Raw genomic sequence first — 16669 nt, 5'->3', positions numbered from 1 at the left:
CCTACTGGGCCCCCACACTCCGTTGCGCGAGCTCCTCTTCGAACCGCAGCACAGGCTCGTCGGCCAGCAGACCGCGGCGGGCCAGCGCCGGCCGCACACCCTCGCCGAACCAGTACGCCTCCTCCAGGTGCGGGTAGCCGGACAGCACGAACTCCGAGACGCCCACCGCGTGGTACTCCTCGATGAGGTCGGCGATCTCCTCGTGGCTGCCGACCAGCGCCGTGCCCGCGCCGCCGCGCACGAGGCCGATGCCGGCCCACAGGTGCGGGTGGATCTCGAGCCCGCGCGCACCCGCGTCGAGGCGGCCGCCGTGCAGCGCGACCATGCGGCGCTGGCCCTCCGACTCGCTGGCGGCGAGCTGGGCCTGTGCCTGCGCGATCTGCGCGGGGTCGAGCGCGTCGAGCAGGCGCTGCGCTTCGGCCCACGCCTCCGCCGACGTGTCGCGCGCGATCGTGTGCAGGCGCACGCCGAACCGGACGATCCGGCCCTCGGCCGCGGCCAGCGCGCGCACCTTTCCGATCTTCTCCGCGACCTGCGCGGGCGGCTCACCCCACGTCAGGTAGACGTCGGCGTGGCGCGCGGCCACCGGCAGCGCGGCGGGCGACGAGCCGCCGAAGTACAGCGGTGGCACCGGATCGGGCGCGGCGAGGGTGGTCGCGCCCGCGACTTCCAGGTGCTCGCCGGAGAAGTCGAACGGGCGGCCCGACCACACGCCACGCACGATCGTGAGGAACTCGTCGGTGCGGGCGTAGCGGGCGTCGTGGTCGTGCCAGTCGCCGAAGCGGCGCTGCTCCACCGCGTCGCCGCCGGTCACGATGTTGAGCAGCACCCGGCCCGACGACAAGCGCTGGAAGGTACCGGCCATCTGCGCCGCCAGCGTCGGTGAGATGACGCCGGGCCGGAACGCGACGAGGAACTTCAGCCGGCGCGTCTCGCGGATCAGCGCGGCCGTGGTGAGCCAGGCGTCCTCGCACCACGTGCCGGTGGGTGTGAGCACACCCTCGAACCCGAGCTGCTCGGCCGCCCGGGCGATCTGGGCGAGGTAGTCGACATCCGCCGGTCGCTGCGCGGCCCGGCCCAGGGACTTGTTGGCGTGGAAGCGTTCCACGATCGTGCGGCCGTCGCCGCTCGTCGGCAGGAACCAGTGCAGTTTCAGGCTCATCCGTTGCTCCTCAGGGCTTCGATGGCAGGCCCGTAGCGGCGGTCGGCGAACGCCGCGAAATCGACCTTCCCGGGTAAGGTGCCGTCTTCGGTGAACGCGTCGGCGAGCTGCTGCTCCGACGCGACGACCGAGTCGTCGAGCGGGATCGGCTCGTCGCGCCCGGCGGACACGGCCTTCTGCGCCACGGCGGGCTCCAGGCCCGTCTCGGCAGCCCACGCCTTCGCCCACGCGTCGCGGTGGGTGTTCGCCCACAGCTGCGCCTTGACCACGCGCTTCACGAAGTCCTGGATGGCGGAGTTGCGTCCCGGATCGGCGAGTGCGGCGGTGCTCGCGGTCTCGAACGCGAGGCCGTTGGAGCTGCCGCGCCCATCGGAGAGCACGCGGGCGTGCGCGTCGAGCTGCGCCTGGGCCGTGTACGGGTCCCAGATCGCCCACGCGTCCACCTGGTGCTGGGTGAACGCTGCGTACGCCTCCGACGGCTGAAGGAACGACAGCTTCACGTCCTTCGTGGACATTCCCGCGCGCTTGAGCGTGTTCAGCAGCTGCCCGTGGGCGGAGCTGCCCTTCGACACCGCGATCGTCTTGCCCCGCAAGGACGCCACGTCCTTCAGCGGCGAGTCCGGCGGCACCAGGATGGCCTCGCGCTCGACGTTGCTCTTCGCGACGCTGACCACCGAGATCTTCGCCTTCGCCGCGGCCGCGAAGAGGGGCGGGGTGTTGCCGACGCGGCCGACGTCGATCGCGCCGGCCGAGGCCGCCTCCAGCAGCGGCGGGCCGGAGGTGAACGTGGACCACTCGATGCGGTAAGGCACGCCGGACAGCAGGTTCGCCGCCGTGAGCAGCGACTTCACGCCGCCCTTCTGATCGCCGACGCGCAGCGTCACCTTCGCCAGATCGGCCGCCGAGACGGGGGCGGGCACGGGCGCGGGTCCGGTCGCCGCCCCGGAGGACGAACAGGCGGTGAGCCCGCCGAGCGCTACGGCCGCGGCCAGCGCGAGTGCGGTTTTGCGGGCAGCGTTACGCAGGTGCACCTTCGGTCACTCCCAGGTCGGCCAGCACGCGTGAGCGCACGTCGGCGTGATCGGTGGCCGTCCGCGGCCGCGGGTGGCCGAGGACGTGTTCGGAGACGATGCGGCCCTCGTCGAGGACCAGCACGCGGTCGGCGAGCAGCAGGGCCTCGTCGACGTCGTGGGTCACGAGCAGCACCGCGGGTTCGTGCGTGCGCCACAGCCGTTCGACGAGCCGGTGCATCGCGAGGCGGGTCAGCGCGTCGAGCGCGCCGAACGGTTCGTCGAGCAGCAGCAGGTCCGGTTCGCGCACGAGCGCGCGGGCGAGCGAAACCCGTTGTGCCTCACCGCCGGACAGCGTCAGCGGCCAGTCGTCCTCGTGCCCGGACAGCCGCACTTCTTCCAGTGCCAGCTCGGCGACGCGGCGGTCGCGCGAGCGGTTCTCGCCGTCGCGGCGCAGGCCGAGCACGACGTTGCGCCAGACCTTGCGCCATGGCAGCAGGCGCGGCTGCTGGAACGCGACCGACACGGTGCCCTCGACGCGCGCGGTGCCGTCGATCTCCGTGTCGAGCCCGGCAAGGACGCGCAGCAGCGTCGACTTGCCCGAGCCGCTGCGGCCGAGCAGCGCGACGAACTCGCCGCGGCCGATCTCGAGTTCGAGTCCGTCGAGGACAGTGCGCTCGCCGAACCGTTTCGTCAGGTCGCGCACCGCGACCACCGGTGTCACGGGGCCAGCCATCGCAGCGCCCTCCGTTCCAGAACCCGCACCAGCGCGTCGGTCGCGAGGCCGAGGATCGCGTAGACGATCAGGCCGACCACCACCACGTCCGTGCGCAGGAACTCACGGGCGTTGTTGATCAGGTAGCCCAGGCCGGCGTCGGCGTTCACGGTCTCGCCGACGATCAGCGCCAGCCACGCGAGCCCGAGCGACTGCCGCAGTCCGACCAGCGCCTGCGGCTGCGCGCCGGGCAGGATCACGTGCCACAGCCGTTCGCCCCGCGTGAATCCCAGTGCCCGCGCGGCTTCGACCAGCCGGGCGTCGGCCGTGCGGATTCCCGAGTGGACATTGAGGTAGAGCGGGAACGCGACCCCGAGGGCCACGAGCACGATCTTCGTCTCCTCGCCGATCCCGAACCACAGGATGAACAACGGGATCAGCCCGAGGAACGGCAGCGTCCGCAGCATCTGCACGGGCGGGTCGACCAGCGCCTCGCCCCACCGCGACAGCCCGGCGACGATCCCGAGCAGCACGCCGGCGACGGCGCCGATCGCGAACCCCGCCCCGACCCGGCCGAGCGAAACGACGAACGCGTTGCCCAGCTCACCGGTGCGGGCGAGGTCGAACGCGCTGGTCAGCACCGTCCACGGGGCGCTGAGCTTCTCGGGTGGCAGCACGCCGGTGAAGCTCGCGAGCTGCCACGCGGCCACGAGCACGACCGGGCTGATCCAGCGGCGGAGGGAAACTCGCCGCCGGGACGGCCGTTGCGCGGGCTTCGGCGGCCCGTTGGCTTCGGATTTTCGGGCGCGCGTCAGCACACCCGTGGTGGAAATCGACACGGATTTCTCCCGGGTACAGGTTTTGCCACAGGGAAAGGGGAACTGCTCAGCGCGGACGGCAGATCGCGCTCGCCTGCTGCCGGAGGTCGACGTGCAGGCGGCTCACGAGCAGCGCGCCGAGGTTCATGCCCCGAGCTTCACCCGATCCGGCGGACCGCGTCAACAAAGCCCGGGCCGGCTCCCAGGCACTGGAACCGGCGCGGCGCTTGTTCCGCGTGTGCCCGCTCAGAAGGCGCGCGAGATCCGAGGAGTGGGACGGCGTCAGGCGCCGAACATCCGGTGCCACTCGTCGAGGGAACGCGGCCGGAACACGAAGTTCGTGTCCTTCACGTGCGACAGCGCGGCCGACGGCTCGGCCGAGTACTGGTGCCCCGGGTAGACGACCGGGTCGCCGGGCAGCGTCGCGAGCCACTGGAGGCTGCGGTAGATCGCGTCGGCGTCGCCGCCGGGGAAGTCGGTGCGGCCGCAGCCCTCGAGGAACAGCGTGTCGCCCGAGACGAGCCGGTCGCCGACGAGGAAGCACTGGCTGCCCGGCGTGTGGCCGGGTGTGTGCAGGAGCCGGATGTCGACCGCGCCGACGCTGAGCACGTCGTCGTGGTCGTGCGCGCGCAGGTCGGTGCCGGACACGCCGGTGACGCGGCGGACCCACTCGGTCTCTTCGGTGTTGACGTGGATCGGGACCTGCTGGATCGCGAGCAGCTCGGCGATGCCGGGCAGCGAGAAGCCCATCATGTCGCCGCCGACGTGGTCGGGGTGGTGGTGCGTGGCGAGCACGCCGACCAGGCGCATGCCGTCGTCGTGGAGCACCTGCACCAGGTCGCCCACCGCGTAGGCCGGATCGACGATCACGGCCTCACCCGACTCACGGTCGCCGATCAGGTAGGCGAAGTTGACCATCTGCGTCGCGACCGGGTCCCCGACCGCGAAATCCCGGCCGGCGAGCAGTTGGCGGAAGTACAACTGGTCTGCCATGCGGGCAGCCTATCGGCTCACTCCCCCACGTCTCCGTCCGCCGGCTCGCGCAGCGCGTCGAGGTGGCCGACGTGGCGGGCGGTCTCCTGCACGACGTGGGCCGGCACCCACCGCACGGTGAACTCCCCGCCGCGGCGCGTCCGGTCCTCGGGCCTCGGTCCTGTCAGCGCGGCAGCCGACCGCTCCCACTCCGCACGGCAGGCGGCGACCATCGACACCGGGTCGTCGCCGGCGGCCGGGTCCCAGCGCGGGTCCGGCGAATCCGGCCACAACGACGGCGCGTCGGAGCCACCGGCCTCGAGCGAGAGCCACCACCGTTCGACGGCCGTCAGGTGCTTCACCGCCCCGAGCGCACTCGTCCGCGGCGAGCTCGGCAACGGCGGCTCTGCCGCCTGCTCCCGGGTGAGGCCCACGCCCTTGTTCACCGCGGTCGCCCGCGGGAACTCGAGGAAACGCAGCTGGACGGCCGGCTGTGACCGTGGACGGTACTCGTCACCGACGAACGCGCACGACGTCAGTGTTTCGTCGCAGCTGTGAGCGCTTGTTGTCACCGATTTGCGCGGTGGTTCTCACCCGCGCCGACCCCCGTCGGTGACATGGAGAGCGCTGTCGACCTTTGCCGGTTGAGGTCGGACCCCGCGGTGGTGAGGAGCTTATTCACCCCTGGTTTTTCAACGGTGCGCAGTCGAGCGACCTCGTCCCCGAGAACGTGCCCGTACGGTTCCCGCTGCCGCGTGCGCGGGCGGGCTTCGGGTTCGCCGAGGTCGCCCGGCGCCACGGCGACTTCGCGCTCGCCGGCGTCGCCATCCTGGTCCGAGTGTCCGGTGAGCAGGTGGAGGAGGCCGTGCTGAGGGCCTTCGGTGTGTCCGGCCGGGCGGTCACTCGCGATGTCACCGCGATGGTGCGCGAAGCCGGAGGCGACGCGGACGCCCTCGCTGAACCGGCGGCGCTCGCCGGCGAGCTCGTCGACACCGCCGGGGACCCGCACGGCTCGCCCGCCTGCCGGCGCCGGCTGCTGTCCGCACTGGGTGCGCGGGAGCCGGCGCGCGCGTACCGTTTCGCCACGAGGGGAAAGCGGTGATGACGCTTCCTCGCTCGGTCCTGGCGCGGAACTCACCAAGCACCTCGGCGACGACCGCAACCGCGGCCGGGTGCGGGTGGCCGTCGGCCCGATCCGGCTCTCGTTCGCCCGGCCCGAGCACACGGCCGAACGCGACGCCGGCGCACACCGGCTCCGCGTCGTCGGCCCAGGGCGAGGACGCCGGTGGCGGCCGGACGCAGGCCGGCATCGTGCTGGTCGCCCAGGCCCAGCCGGGCGGGGCGCGGCTGCGGGCCACCACTGCCTTTACCTCACCGGGCGGATCGCCCAGTTCGGCCGGGCACTCGCCGGCGACGTCAGCCGGCGGAAGTTCGAGCAGTTCGCGGGTGGCGGTGGAGAAGACCGCGGTTCCCCGGGGCACCCGCCGCCCCGCGGAACCCCGAGCGCCATCGTCCTGGTGGCAGGCACGCTCCGTTCGCGAGCGCGCAATTGGTGGCGGCGCATCCGTGGCCGTCGTTCCGGCAGGGACCCACAACACGTGATGAGGAGAACTCAACGGTGAGCTCGACTTCGACGATCGACACCTCGGCTATCGACCGAGTGCTACGAGACGCGGTCGGCGCTGGGCACGCGCCCAACGTCGTCGCCGTCGCGGCGGACCGTGACGGCATCATCTACGAAGGCGCGGCCGGACCTCGTGCCGTGGGGGCGCCGGAGCCGGTCTCGGCCGACTCGCACTTCCGGATCATGTCCATGACCAAGATGGTGGGCACCGTGGCCGCGCTGCAGCTGCGCGACCGCGGCGAGCTCGAGTTCGACGCCCCCATCGACACCTACCGGCCCGAGTTCGCCGATGTCCAGGTGCTGGAGGGCTTCGACGGCGAAAACCCGGTGCTGCGCCCGCCCGCGAGCCGTGCGACTGTCGCGCAGCTGGTGACGCACACGACCGGCCTGAGCTACTGGTTCTGGAACGACGACATCGTCAAGTGGGAGCAGGCCACCGGCACGCCGAACGTGCTGGCCGGCAAAACCGTGATCTTCCAGGCGCCGATGGTGGCCGACCCGGGTACGACGTTCGAGTACGGCATCAACACCGACTGGCTCGGCCGGGTCGTCGAGGCCGCGTCCGGCAAGTCGCTGGACGTCTACTTCAAGGAGAACATCACCGGACCGCTCGGCATGGCGGAGACCACGTTCGTCGCGAGCGCCGAGCAGCGGGCCAACCTGGTGCCCGTCCACGTGCAGGGTGAGGACGGCACGTGGGCGGTCACGGAGATCGACCTGCCCACCGAGCCCGAGTACTACACCGCCGGCCACGGGCTCTACTCCACACCGCGCGACTACCTGAAGTTCCAGCGCATGCTGCTCGGCGGCGGCACGCTCGACGGGGTCGAGGTGCTTCGGAAGTCCACAGTGGACGAGGCGTTCACCAATCAGGTGGGCGAGATCGAGTTCCCGGCGCACATCCCCACCGCGGACCCGGCCTCGACGCACGACCTCGACCTCGGCCCGGGCCTCAAGTGGGGCTGGGGCCTGGTGCTCACCACGGCGCAGGTGCCGGGCATGCGCGCGCCCGGCAGCGGTGCGTGGGCGGGGTTGTGCAACTCGCACTTCTGGGTCGACCCGGCCAGCGGCGTCACCGGCGCGATCTACTCGCAGTCGCTGCCGTTCGTCCCGCCGGGGCAGCTCCAGATGTACGCAGGTTTCGAGCGGGCGCTCTACGCCTCGCTCTGAACCCCGGCGAGAACCGTGAAGGGCGCTCTTCCGGTTTCAGGGGAGCGCCCTTCACGGCGGTTCACGCCTTCTCGGTCCGAGACCGGTCGCGGTGCGGACGCGCCGCTCGGTGAACTCATTTCGATCTCGCCGGGTTTCCTCGGCTGTGTCCTCGGCCCGAAGCTGAGACCCGGCTCGACCTTCGAACCCGTGTTCGATATGACGGGAACCCTGCCACGCGGGTCATGCGATTGCCACCGCCGGAGTGGGAGCCTTGACGCCCTCAACGGCATGCTCCCGGGAGGCTACGTCCCCGTCGACGGCGCCTGGGTCCTGCGCCGGCTCGACTCGGAGGTGTCTCGCCGCGCGCTCGGATACGCGGCGACAGTGCACTGGCCGGAAGAGAATCTCGGTACTGCCACCCGGGCAACCGCTGCGCCGTCGCCGCCATGATCGCCGCCGCCCAACGCGATGAGGGACCGACCCTGTTCGACAAGATCGTCGACATCATCCGCATCCACGGCCCCGGCGGCCGCGAATCCGAGGACGGCATCCTGCCGGAATTGGCCTGACCGGCGCTGTCCGAACCGGACCGCACACCCGCCGGGTGAACAGCCTGACCTCCGCTCGAGCGCCCGGAATAGGGTGACGGTCATGGTGTGGGGACTGCTGTGTGCGCTGCTCTCGGCCGTGGCGTACGGCGTCGCTTCGGTGATGCAGGCCGTGGCGGCGAAGGCGACGCCCGACGCGGGCGCAGGGGTCGACCCGCGGTTGCTGCTGCGGGTGCTGCGGCAGTGGAAGTACGTGGCTGGCCTGGGGCTGGACGTGCTCGGGTTCGTCGCGCAGATCGCCGCCCTGCACGTGTTGCCGTTGTTCGTCGTGCAGGCCACGCAGGCGGCGAGCCTGGCGGTGACGGCCGTGGCCGCTCGGGTGTTCGGCGTGCGGCTCGGGGCGCGCGAGTGGGCGGCCGTGGTCGTGGTCTGCGCGGGACTCGCGTTGCTGGGTTCGTCGGCGCAGAGCGAAGGTTCGGATCAGGTGGGTTTGGGCTTCCGGCTGGCGCTCGCGGGCGCCGTGGTCGTGCTCGGGCTGGCCGGGATCGCGGCGGGCAAGGCCGGGCGCCGCGTCCGGACGCCGGCGCTGGGCCTGGTCGCGGGCCTGTGCTTCGGGCTCGTCGCCGTGGCCGGCCGGATCATCCCGAGCCTCGCCCCGCTCGACCTGCTGACCGACCCGGCGCTCTACCTCGTCGCCGTCTCCGGTGGCATGGCGATGTTGTTCTACGCCACGGCGTTGCAGCGCGGCAGCGTGACCACGTCGACCGCGATGATGGTGCTCGGCGAGACCGTGCTGCCCTCGCTCATCGGCGTCGTGCTGCTCGGCGACCGCACGCGGCCCGGCTTCGTGATCGTGGCCGTCACCGGGTTCGTGCTCGCGGTCACCGCGGCGCTCGCGCTCGCCCGGTTCGGCGAGCCGGCGCCGATCGAGCAGCCCGTCTGAGGATCAGCCGCGGTTGCGCCGCCACTGGTTCGACAGCAGCCACATCAGGTAGAGACCGCCGATCGCACCGGTCGCGATGCCGACCGGCAGCCCTTCCTCACCGAACACCAGGCGCGTCACCAGGTCGCTGGCCACGAGCAGCAGCGCGCCCATCAGCGCCGAGGACACCAGCGCCGGTTTCGCCGAGCGCGCCAGCCGTTTCGCCAGCTGAGGCGCGGCGAGGGCGACGAACGCGATGGGTCCCGTCGCTGCGGTGGCGATCGCGCACAGCGTCACGGCCACCGCGAGCAGCACCGCCCGGCTGCGCTCGACCGGCACGCCGAGCCCCTTGGCCGAGTCGTCGCCCATCTCCAGCAGCGCGAGCCGGCGGCCGTAGCCGAACGCGAGCGGCAGCAGCACCACCACGGCGATCGCGACCGGCCAGATCTCGTCCCAGCCACGGCCGTTCAGACCACCGACCAGCCACGCCTGCGCGGCATACGCGTCCTGCAGCGAAGCCCGCGTGATCAGGTACGAGTTCACGGCCGTCAGCATGGCCGCGACGCCGATGCCGACCAGGATCATCCGGAAGCCCTGCAGCCCGCGCCGGTAGGCGAGCAGCCCGACGGCCAGCGCCGTGAGGATCCCGCCGACGAGCGCGCCGAGCGCCACCGCACCGGAATCGCCGTGCGCCAGCACGATCACGAGCAGCGCGCCGGTCGCCGAGCCTTCGGTGAAGCCGATGACGTCCGGGCTGCCCAGCGGGTTGGCGGACAGGCTCTGCAGCACGCCGCCGCTCACCGCGAGCGCCGCGCCGACCAGGACCGCGAGCAGCAGCCGCGGCAGCCGCAGCGTGGTCACGATGAACTCCGTGCCCGCATCGCCGAAGCCGAAGAGCGTCTTCACGACGTCGAGGACCGACAGCGGGTAGTCGCCCGTCGTCATGCTGACGGCGCTGAGCACGAAAAGCACCACGGCGAGCACGATGCCCACCACCAACGCGCGCGGTGTCACGCGCAGCGAAACCCGCCGCACCCGGACGGGACGTTCCTCGATCGCGGTCACAGGCGCGCCAGCTTCCGGCGCCGGCACAGCGCGATGAACACGGGCGCGCCGAGGAACGCCGTCACGATGCCCACCTGCAGCTCCTCCGGCGGGTTGAGGATGCGGCCGATCACGTCGGACGCGATCAGCAGCACCGGCGACAGGATCATCGAGTACGGCAGCACCCACCGCTGGTCCGGACCCACCAGGATCCGCACCGCCTGCGGCACCGCCAGGCCGATGAACGCGATCGGCCCGATGGCCGCCGTCGAAGCGCCGCACAGCAGAGTGACCGCGATCGCGCCCAGGACCCGCGTCCGGCCGATGTGCGCGCCGAGCGCCTTGCCGGTCTGCTCGCCCAGCGCGAGCACGTTCAGCGGCCGCGCGAGCAGCAGCGCCAGCACGATGCCGATCGCGACGAACGGCGACACCTGCACCAGCACGTCCGCGCGCCGGCCGCTGAGCGAGCCGACGTTCCAGAACCGGAACTGGTTGAACGTGTCGGGGTCGATGAGCAGCACCGCACCGATGTAGGCCTGCAGCACAGCGGTGAGCGCCGCGCCCGACATCACGAGCCGGTCGGGCGTCGCGCCGCCGCGCCCGGCCGTGCCGAGCAGGTAGACCACCACCGAAGCGACGGCGGCGCCGAGGAACGCGAACCACACGTAGCCGAGGACAGTCGTGACGCCGGTGAACGCGATGGCCGAGACCACCGCGGCGGCGGCGCCGTTGTTCACCCCGAGCAGGCCCGGGTCGGCGAGCGGGTTGCGCGTGAGCGCCTGCATCACCGCGCCGGCGAGCCCGAGGGCGGCGCCGACGAGGGCGCCGAGCAGCGTCCGGGGCAGCCGCTGGTCGTGGATGATGACCGCGTCCGCGCTGCCGTCGTTGTGCCAGAGGACCGACCAGGTCGAGCCGAACGGGATGCTCTTCGAGCCCACCCAGAGGCTGACAAGCATGATCAGCACGAGCAGCGCGACGGCACACACCAGGCCGCCGCCGCGCAGGGTTCGGGCCCGCCCCCGGTGCGCGGGTGGCCCCGCCGCCACGGGTGGGCTGACGCTGACGACCACCGACACCTCCTGGGGATCGGGCACTCCTTCGCGGGCGGTTCTTAGACTAGCCTTACCTATCAAACTGCGGTGCAGGCGGCACGCTGAGCAGGTGGAGCGAAGGGGAGGGCGCCGGTGACGACGGCTGCAGCGAGGACCGGGCGGGACGTGCTGCGGCGCGCGATCTCCGGACAGCGGGGGGCCGTGACGCTCTCGTCCGTTCTCGCCGCCGCGCACCAAGGGGGTGAAGCCCTGGTGCCCGTGGTGATCGGCGTGGTCATCGACCACGCCGTGGCCGACAGCTCCGTGCTCACGCTGCTCACCTGGCTGGGAGTGCTGGCGGTGGTGTTCCTGGTGCTGTCCTACAGCTACCGCTTCGGTGCGCGGGCCGCGGAACGCGCCGCCGAGCGCGCGGCGCACGACATCCGGCTCTCGATTTCGCGGCGCGTGCTGCATTCGCGGGGCGGCACCGAAACGGGTGCGCTCGCCGGTGAGCTGGCCAGCATCGGGACATCGGACGCGCGCCGCGTCGGGATGATCAACGCGACGCTGCCGTTCGGGATCTCGGCGCTGGCGGGCCTCGTGGTCAGCGCGGTCGCGCTGCTGCGGATGTCGGTGCCGCTCGGCCTGCTGGTGCTGCTCGGCACTCCCCCGTTGCTGTTGCTCGCCCATCTGATCGGCAAGCCGCTGGAGAAGCGCAGCGAGGTGGAGCAGGAGCGCGCGGCGCACGCGTCGGGCGTCGCGGCCGACCTGGTGGCGGGGCTACGGGTGCTCAAGGGCATCGGCGCCGAACCGGCCGCCGTCGACCGGTATCGCCGCACCAGCCGGAATTCGCTGCTGGCCACCGTGCGCGCCGCCCGCGCGCAGGCCTGGCACAACGGCGCGCTGCTCGCGTTGACGGGCATCTTCATCGCGCTGGTCGCGCTCGTCGGCGGGAACCTGGCGGCCGACGGCGACATCAGCGTCGGCGACCTCGTCGCGGCGGTCGGGCTCGCGCAGTTCCTGCAGACCCCGTTCTCGATCTTCGCGTGGGTCAACGGCCAGTTCGCGCAAGGCCGCGCGTCGGCCGGGCGCGTCGCGACCGTGCTGAACTCGCCGCTCGCCGTGCCCGAGGGCAGCGCGTCCCTGCCTGCGCCGGCCGCGGGCGGGATCGACCTTTCCCGCGTGACGCACGGAAAGCTGCGGGAGCTCGACCTGTCCGTGCCCGCCGGACAGCTGCTGGGGGTCGTCACCGCCGACCCGGCCACGGCCACCGACCTGCTCAACTGCCTCGGCCGCTTCACCGACCCCGATGCGGGCATGGTCCGCGTCGACGCGGTCGACCTGTCCACTGTGGACCCGGACCGCGTGCGGGAGGTGGTGCTCGTGGCCGCTCACGACGCCGATCTGTTCGAAGGAACCCTGGAGGAGAACGTGCGAGCGGGTGGTCCGGCGGTGCCGGACGGAGTGCTGGCGGCCGCGGCCGCCGACGAGGTGGCGAGCACGCTGCCGTCGGGCATGGCCACGGCCGTCACCGAACGGGGTCGCTCGCTCTCGGGCGGGCAACGACAACGCGTCGCGCTCGCACGGGCGCTGGCGGCGGACACACCGGTGCTCGTGCTGCACGACCCGACCACGGCCGTCGATACGGTCACCGAAGCCCGGATCGCCGAAGGCATCGCCCGGTTGCGCCGCGGTCGTACCACGATCGTGGTGACGACCAGCCCGGCTCTGCTCGCGGCCACCGACCGCGTGGTGCTGCTCGACGAAGGACGCGTCGTCGCCGAAGGCGAGCACGCCGGCCTCGTGCGCGAGCGCGCCGACTACCGCGCGGCGGTGCTCTCGTGAGCACCCGCGAACTGCTCCCGACCGCGGACGGGCACCGCATCCGCGCTGTACTGGGCGAACTGCTGCGCCGGTCGAAGGCTCGCGCCGCGGGGTCGTTCGCCTTCGTCGTGGCCGCCACGGCCGTCGGCCTGCTCACCGCGCCACTGCTGGGCCGCGTCGTCGACATCGTCGCGCAGCACCGCCCGGCCTCGGACCTCGTGACGCCGGTGGTGGAGCTCGTGCTCGTGGCGGTCGTCTCGGCGATCGCCACGGCCATCGGGACCTCGATGCTCGCGCGCCTCGGCGAGACGATGCTGGCGGATCTGCGTGAGCGGTTCGTGGACCGTGCGCTGGGCCTGCCGCTGGAGCAGGTCGAGAAGGCCGGTTCCGGCGACCTCACCACACGCGTGACCAACGACGTGTCGGTCGTCGCCGAGGCCGTGCGCGAGGCGCTGCCGGAGCTGGGCCGGTCGGTGCTCACGATCGTGCTGACGCTCGTGGCCATGGCCGTGCTCGACTGGCGGTTCCTCCTCGCGGCCCTGCTCGCCGTGCCGATCCAGCTGCACACCGTGCGCTGGTACGTCCGGCAGGCGAAGCCGCTCTACGCGGCGCAGCGGGCCGCCGTCGGTGCACAGCAACAACAGTTGCTCGACACGATCGGCGGCGCCAAGACCGTGCGCGCGTTCCGGCTGGCCGACGAGCACGTGGAGCGAGTGCGTCAGCGTTCGGACGGCGCGGTCGAGCTGGCGCTGCGCGGGATCCGGCTGGTCACGCGGTTCTTCGGCCGGCTGAACCTCGCGGAGTTCGTCGGGCTCTCGGCCGTGCTGGCGGCGGGCTACCTGCTCGTGGGCGCGAACCTCGCGACGGTCGGTGTCGCCACCGCGGCGGCGCTGTACTTCCACAGCCTCTTCGGCCCGATCAACACCGCGCTCGCGCTCGTCGACGACGCGCAGGCGGCCGCGGCGAGCCTCGCGCGGCTGATCGGCGTGGCCGACCTGCCGGCACCGGTCGAGCCGCAGCAGCCGGCCCGGCCGGTCGACTCGTCGGTGAAGGCCGGCGCGTTGCGGCACTCCTATGTGGACGGTCACCCGGTGCTGCGGGAAGTGGACCTCGACCTCGCGCCCGGCGAACGCGTCGCGCTGGTCGGCGCGAGCGGCGCGGGCAAGACGACGCTGGCGAAGCTCATCGCCGGCATCCACCCGCCGGACTCGGGTTCGGTGTCGCTCGGCGGCGTGCCGCTCGCCGACCTGGGCCCGGCCCAGACGCGGCGGACCGTGGCGCTGATCAGCCAGGAAGTACACGTCTTCAGCGGCACACTGGCCGACGACCTGCGGCTGGCGCGCCCTGAAGCGTCCGAAGAGGACCTGCGCGCGGCGCTGACCACTGTCGGCGCGCTGGAGTGGGCCCAGGCGCTTCCTGAAGGGCTCGACACGGTCGTCGGCGACGGCGGGCACCAGCTCACCGTCACGCAGGCGCAGCAGCTCGCGCTCGTGCGGCTCGTGCTGGCCGACCCGCCGGTCGCGATCCTCGACGAGGCCACGGCCGAAGCGGGCAGCGCGGGTGCCAAGACACTGGAGGCGGCCGCCGCGGCGGCGCTCGCGGGCCGGACCGGACTCGTGGTGGCCCACCGGCTCACTCAGGCGGCGGCGTCGGACCGGATCGTGGTGCTCGACGCGGGCGCGGTCGTGGAGACGGGCACGCACGACGAACTGGTCGCCGCGGGCGGCCGGTACGCGACGTTGTGGGCCGCGTGGTCGGGGACGCGCCGGGTGGACGACCCGGTAACGGGGTGAGGCTCGCCGCAGTGGACGTGGTTGCATCGACAGGGCGGTCTGACTTAGGTTAGGCAAACCTGATTAATCGAGAGGACCGACGATGGCCCGCTTCTCCCTTCTGTCCGCCGCGCGCGGGCGCGCCCGGACCGCCGGGGCGCTCGCCGCGGCGCTCATGCTCGCCGGCGCGCTCACCGCGTGCGGCTCCGACGCCCCCGCGACGCCGGGCGCGGCTGGTGAGTCCCACGCCACGGACCCCGGCGCGTTCCCGGTCACCATCGAGCACAAGTACGGCTCGACCACCATCGAGAAGGCACCGCAGCGCGTCGTCACCGTCGGCCTGACCGAGCAGGACTCGCTGCTCGCGCTCGGCGTCGTGCCCGTCGGCACCACCGACTGGCTCGGCAACTTCCCCGGCGCCATCGCGCCGTGGGCCAAGGCGAAGCTCGGCAACGTGCCGCTGCCGACCGTCCTGAAGGACGCCGACGGTCCGCAGTTCGAGAAGATCGCCGCGCTGAAGCCGGACCTCATCATCGGCCTGTACTCCGCGCTCACCCAGGAGCAGTACACCACCCTGTCGAAGATCGCGCCGACGATCGCGCAGCCCAAGCAGTACAACGACTACGGCATCCCGTGGCAGGACACGACCAAGACCGTCGGCAAGGCCGTCGGCAAGGCGAAGGAAGCCGACGCGCTCGTCGCCGGGGTCGAGGACCAGTTCGCCAAGGCCCGCGCCGCGCACCCGGAGTTCGCCGGCAAGAGCGCCCTGATGGCCACCCAGTACGACGGCTACTTCGTCTACGGCAGCGAGGACCCGCGCTCGCGCATCCTGACTTCGCTGGGCTTCAAACTGCCCCCGAACCTCGACCAGCTCATCGGCGACAAGTTCGGCGCGAACATCAGCGCGGAACGCACCGACCTCCTCAATGTCGACGCCCTGGTCTGGATCGTCGACACCATCCCGGGTGGCCAGGCGACCCTGGCGAAGGACAAGCTGTACTCGGGCCTGAACGTCGCGAAGCAGAAGCGTGAGGTCCTCATCGAGGACCCGAGCACCTACGGCAGCGCCACGTCGTTCGTCAGCGTGCTCAGCCTGCCCTACACACTCGAGCGGATCGTCCCCCAGCTCACCGCCGCCGTCGACGGCGACCCGGCCACGGACGTGAAGCCCGCGGCCTGATCGCCGCGCGCGCCCCAACGCCCGGCCGGGAGACGTCCTCCGGCCGGGAGTTGTCGTGTGGTGCGCGGAATTCCGTTCTGGGTTCAGAGATTCGGCGACGCGGGAGCTCGGGCCGAAGATACGCAGCAGCTGCGCGTTCGCCGGACTGCCTGCTGAGTCAACTTGTGGGCGAGGCAGCGGACTCAGTCCGCGGCGGGGTACACGAGCCGATCCACGTGGTGACGATTTCGTCGAGAACGGACAGCGGCACCTGACCCTCGGAAAGCACTGCCGCGTGGAAAGCGCGAAGGTCGAACCGGTTGCCGAGCGCGTGACTGGCCTGGTTGCGCAGTCGGCCGATCTCACGGCGGCCCACCATGTACGCCAGGGCCTGCCCCGGCTCCGACAGGTAACGGTCCACTTCGGACTCGATCAGGGCCGGCCGATCCGGTGCAGTTCGTCCGGCGAATGCCGGACCCACTCATGGTGTCATCCCGATCCTGATCGGTCGCGGGCACGCCCACAGCGTGGTGAGTCGTCCTCGACTGCGGTCCGGCGCACCGTGCGAGCCCCAACCCGAGAGAAGCCGTCGTCGTGTGGTGCGAGGGAATCTGACTCTTGTGCGGCCGCCACCGAGCCTGAAATACCAAACCGCCCGGCCGGATGTTCTCCGGCCGGGCCGTTTCGCATTGCCGTGTTAGGACTCCATGGCCTCGATGAGCGACTTGGGCCGAAGGTCGGTCCAGTTTTGTTCCACGTAGTCGAGGCACTGCTGGCGGGCGTCGGGGCCGAAGGCGGTGGTCCAGCCGGCCGGAACGGCCACGAACTGTGGCCACAGGCTGTGCTGGCCCTCGTCGTTGACGAGCACGAGGTAGGTGCCGTCGGGGTTTTCGAAGGGGTTGGTCACGGTGTTTTC

17 protein-coding genes are annotated in these 16669 nt (G+C 72.0%); 7 read left to right on the top strand and 10 right to left on the bottom strand.

All coding sequences use genetic code 11. From position 1 onward, the window contains the following. Nucleotide 1: 1 nt before the first annotated feature. The 6 genes from AB0383_RS22495 to AB0383_RS22470 all read right to left on the bottom strand — a co-directional run bounded on the left by AB0383_RS22495 (nt 2) and on the right by AB0383_RS22470 (nt 5216). On the bottom strand, nt 2-1162 hold the full coding sequence (locus AB0383_RS22495) for an LLM class flavin-dependent oxidoreductase (protein ID WP_366188435.1): 1161 nt from the start codon (nt 1160-1162) through the stop codon (nt 2-4). Further along, nucleotides 1159-2187: an ABC transporter substrate-binding protein gene (locus AB0383_RS22490; protein WP_366188452.1), complete on the bottom strand. Its 1029-nt coding sequence runs from the start codon at nt 2185-2187 to the stop codon at nt 1159-1161. The genes AB0383_RS22495 and AB0383_RS22490 overlap by 4 nt, the downstream gene beginning before the upstream one ends. Beyond that, complete coding sequence (locus tag AB0383_RS22485) at nt 2180-2908, bottom strand: ABC transporter ATP-binding protein (RefSeq protein ID WP_366188434.1); 729 nt, start codon at nt 2906-2908, stop codon at nt 2180-2182. The genes AB0383_RS22490 and AB0383_RS22485 overlap by 8 nt, the downstream gene beginning before the upstream one ends. Further along, a complete protein-coding gene (locus tag AB0383_RS22480; RefSeq protein ID WP_366188433.1) occupies nt 2893-3726 on the bottom strand; it encodes an ABC transporter permease in 834 nt (277 codons plus the stop codon). Before AB0383_RS22480 ends, AB0383_RS22485 begins: the two co-directional genes overlap by 16 nt. A gap of 261 nt (nt 3727-3987) precedes the next feature. After that, nucleotides 3988-4698: an MBL fold metallo-hydrolase gene (locus AB0383_RS22475; RefSeq protein ID WP_366188432.1), complete on the bottom strand. Its 711-nt coding sequence runs from the start codon at nt 4696-4698 to the stop codon at nt 3988-3990. A 17-nt stretch (nt 4699-4715) separates the two neighbouring features. Then, nucleotides 4716-5216, bottom strand: a complete 501-nt coding sequence (locus AB0383_RS22470; protein ID WP_366188451.1) for a DUF664 domain-containing protein — start codon at nt 5214-5216, stop codon at nt 4716-4718. Nucleotides 5217-5407: 191 nt separating this feature from the next. Here AB0383_RS22470 and AB0383_RS22465 point away from each other — a divergent pair, with 191 nt between their 5' ends. From AB0383_RS22465 to AB0383_RS22450, 4 genes are all read left to right on the top strand, one after another. Continuing rightward, nucleotides 5408-5779 (top strand): hypothetical protein, encoded by a 372-nt coding sequence (locus AB0383_RS22465; protein WP_364170849.1) that lies wholly within the window; start codon nt 5408-5410, stop codon nt 5777-5779. A gap of 516 nt (nt 5780-6295) precedes the next feature. Next, entirely contained in the window at nt 6296-7471 is a 1176-nt protein-coding gene (locus tag AB0383_RS22460) for a serine hydrolase domain-containing protein (RefSeq protein ID WP_366188431.1), read from the top strand. Nucleotides 7472-7899: 428 nt separating this feature from the next. Then, a complete protein-coding gene (locus tag AB0383_RS22455) occupies nt 7900-8022 on the top strand; it encodes a hypothetical protein (protein WP_366188430.1) in 123 nt (40 codons plus the stop codon). A gap of 82 nt (nt 8023-8104) precedes the next feature. Beyond that, nucleotides 8105-8944, top strand: a complete 840-nt coding sequence (locus AB0383_RS22450) for a DMT family transporter (protein ID WP_366188429.1) — start codon at nt 8105-8107, stop codon at nt 8942-8944. 3 nt (nt 8945-8947) lie between these two features. Here the strand turns inward: AB0383_RS22450 and AB0383_RS22445 are convergent, their stop codons facing one another. Both AB0383_RS22445 and AB0383_RS22440 read right to left on the bottom strand, forming a co-directional pair. Continuing rightward, nucleotides 8948-9988, bottom strand: a complete 1041-nt coding sequence (locus AB0383_RS22445; protein WP_366188428.1) for an iron chelate uptake ABC transporter family permease subunit — start codon at nt 9986-9988, stop codon at nt 8948-8950. Next, nucleotides 9985-11037, bottom strand: coding sequence for an iron chelate uptake ABC transporter family permease subunit (locus AB0383_RS22440; RefSeq protein ID WP_366188427.1), 1053 nt, complete (start codon nt 11035-11037; stop codon nt 9985-9987). The genes AB0383_RS22445 and AB0383_RS22440 overlap by 4 nt, the downstream gene beginning before the upstream one ends. A gap of 114 nt (nt 11038-11151) precedes the next feature. Here AB0383_RS22440 and AB0383_RS22435 point away from each other — a divergent pair, with 114 nt between their 5' ends. From AB0383_RS22435 to AB0383_RS22425, 3 genes are all read left to right on the top strand, one after another. Beyond that, nucleotides 11152-12843 carry an ABC transporter ATP-binding protein gene (locus tag AB0383_RS22435; RefSeq protein WP_366188426.1) on the top strand — a complete coding sequence of 564 codons (1692 nt, stop codon included), beginning with the start codon at nt 11152-11154 and terminating at the stop codon, nt 12841-12843. Continuing rightward, on the top strand, nt 12840-14615 hold the full coding sequence (locus AB0383_RS22430; protein WP_366188425.1) for an ABC transporter ATP-binding protein: 1776 nt from the start codon (nt 12840-12842) through the stop codon (nt 14613-14615). The genes AB0383_RS22435 and AB0383_RS22430 overlap by 4 nt, the downstream gene beginning before the upstream one ends. Nucleotides 14616-14697: 82 nt before the next feature. Next, nucleotides 14698-15774 (top strand): iron-siderophore ABC transporter substrate-binding protein, encoded by a 1077-nt coding sequence (locus tag AB0383_RS22425; RefSeq protein WP_366188424.1) that lies wholly within the window; start codon nt 14698-14700, stop codon nt 15772-15774. 157 nt (nt 15775-15931) lie between these two features. Here the strand turns inward: AB0383_RS22425 and AB0383_RS22420 are convergent, their stop codons facing one another. Both AB0383_RS22420 and AB0383_RS22415 read right to left on the bottom strand, forming a co-directional pair. Then, nucleotides 15932-16234 carry a DUF885 family protein gene (locus AB0383_RS22420; protein WP_366188423.1) on the bottom strand — a complete coding sequence of 101 codons (303 nt, stop codon included), beginning with the start codon at nt 16232-16234 and terminating at the stop codon, nt 15932-15934. A 216-nt stretch (nt 16235-16450) separates the two neighbouring features. Beyond that, nucleotides 16451-16660: an MbtH family protein gene (locus AB0383_RS22415; protein WP_364170864.1), complete on the bottom strand. Its 210-nt coding sequence runs from the start codon at nt 16658-16660 to the stop codon at nt 16451-16453. Between the last annotated feature and the right edge of the window lie 9 nt (nt 16661-16669).

The sequence above is a fragment of the Amycolatopsis sp. NPDC051373 genome (assembly GCF_040689465.1).
Taxonomy (GTDB): domain Bacteria; phylum Actinomycetota; class Actinomycetes; order Mycobacteriales; family Pseudonocardiaceae; genus Amycolatopsis.
The sequence above is the reverse complement of the archived record's forward strand: the minus strand, read 5'-3'. Positions and strand labels throughout refer to the sequence as shown.

Excerpts from the sequence above, each read along its gene's own strand:
- AB0383_RS22495 (WP_366188435.1), bottom strand. The coding sequence starts at position 1,162 with ATGAGCCTGAAACTGCACTGGTTCCTGCCGACGAGCGGCGACGGCCGC.
- AB0383_RS22485 (WP_366188434.1), bottom strand. The coding sequence starts at position 2,908 with ATGGCTGGCCCCGTGACACCGGTGGTCGCGGTGCGCGACCTGACGAAA.
- AB0383_RS22475 (WP_366188432.1), bottom strand. The coding sequence starts at position 4,698 with ATGGCAGACCAGTTGTACTTCCGCCAACTGCTCGCCGGCCGGGATTTC.
- AB0383_RS22455 (WP_366188430.1), top strand. The coding sequence starts at position 7,900 with ATGATCGCCGCCGCCCAACGCGATGAGGGACCGACCCTGTTCGACAAG.
- AB0383_RS22450 (WP_366188429.1), top strand. The coding sequence starts at position 8,105 with ATGGTGTGGGGACTGCTGTGTGCGCTGCTCTCGGCCGTGGCGTACGGC.
- AB0383_RS22425 (WP_366188424.1), top strand. The coding sequence starts at position 14,698 with ATGGCCCGCTTCTCCCTTCTGTCCGCCGCGCGCGGGCGCGCCCGGACC.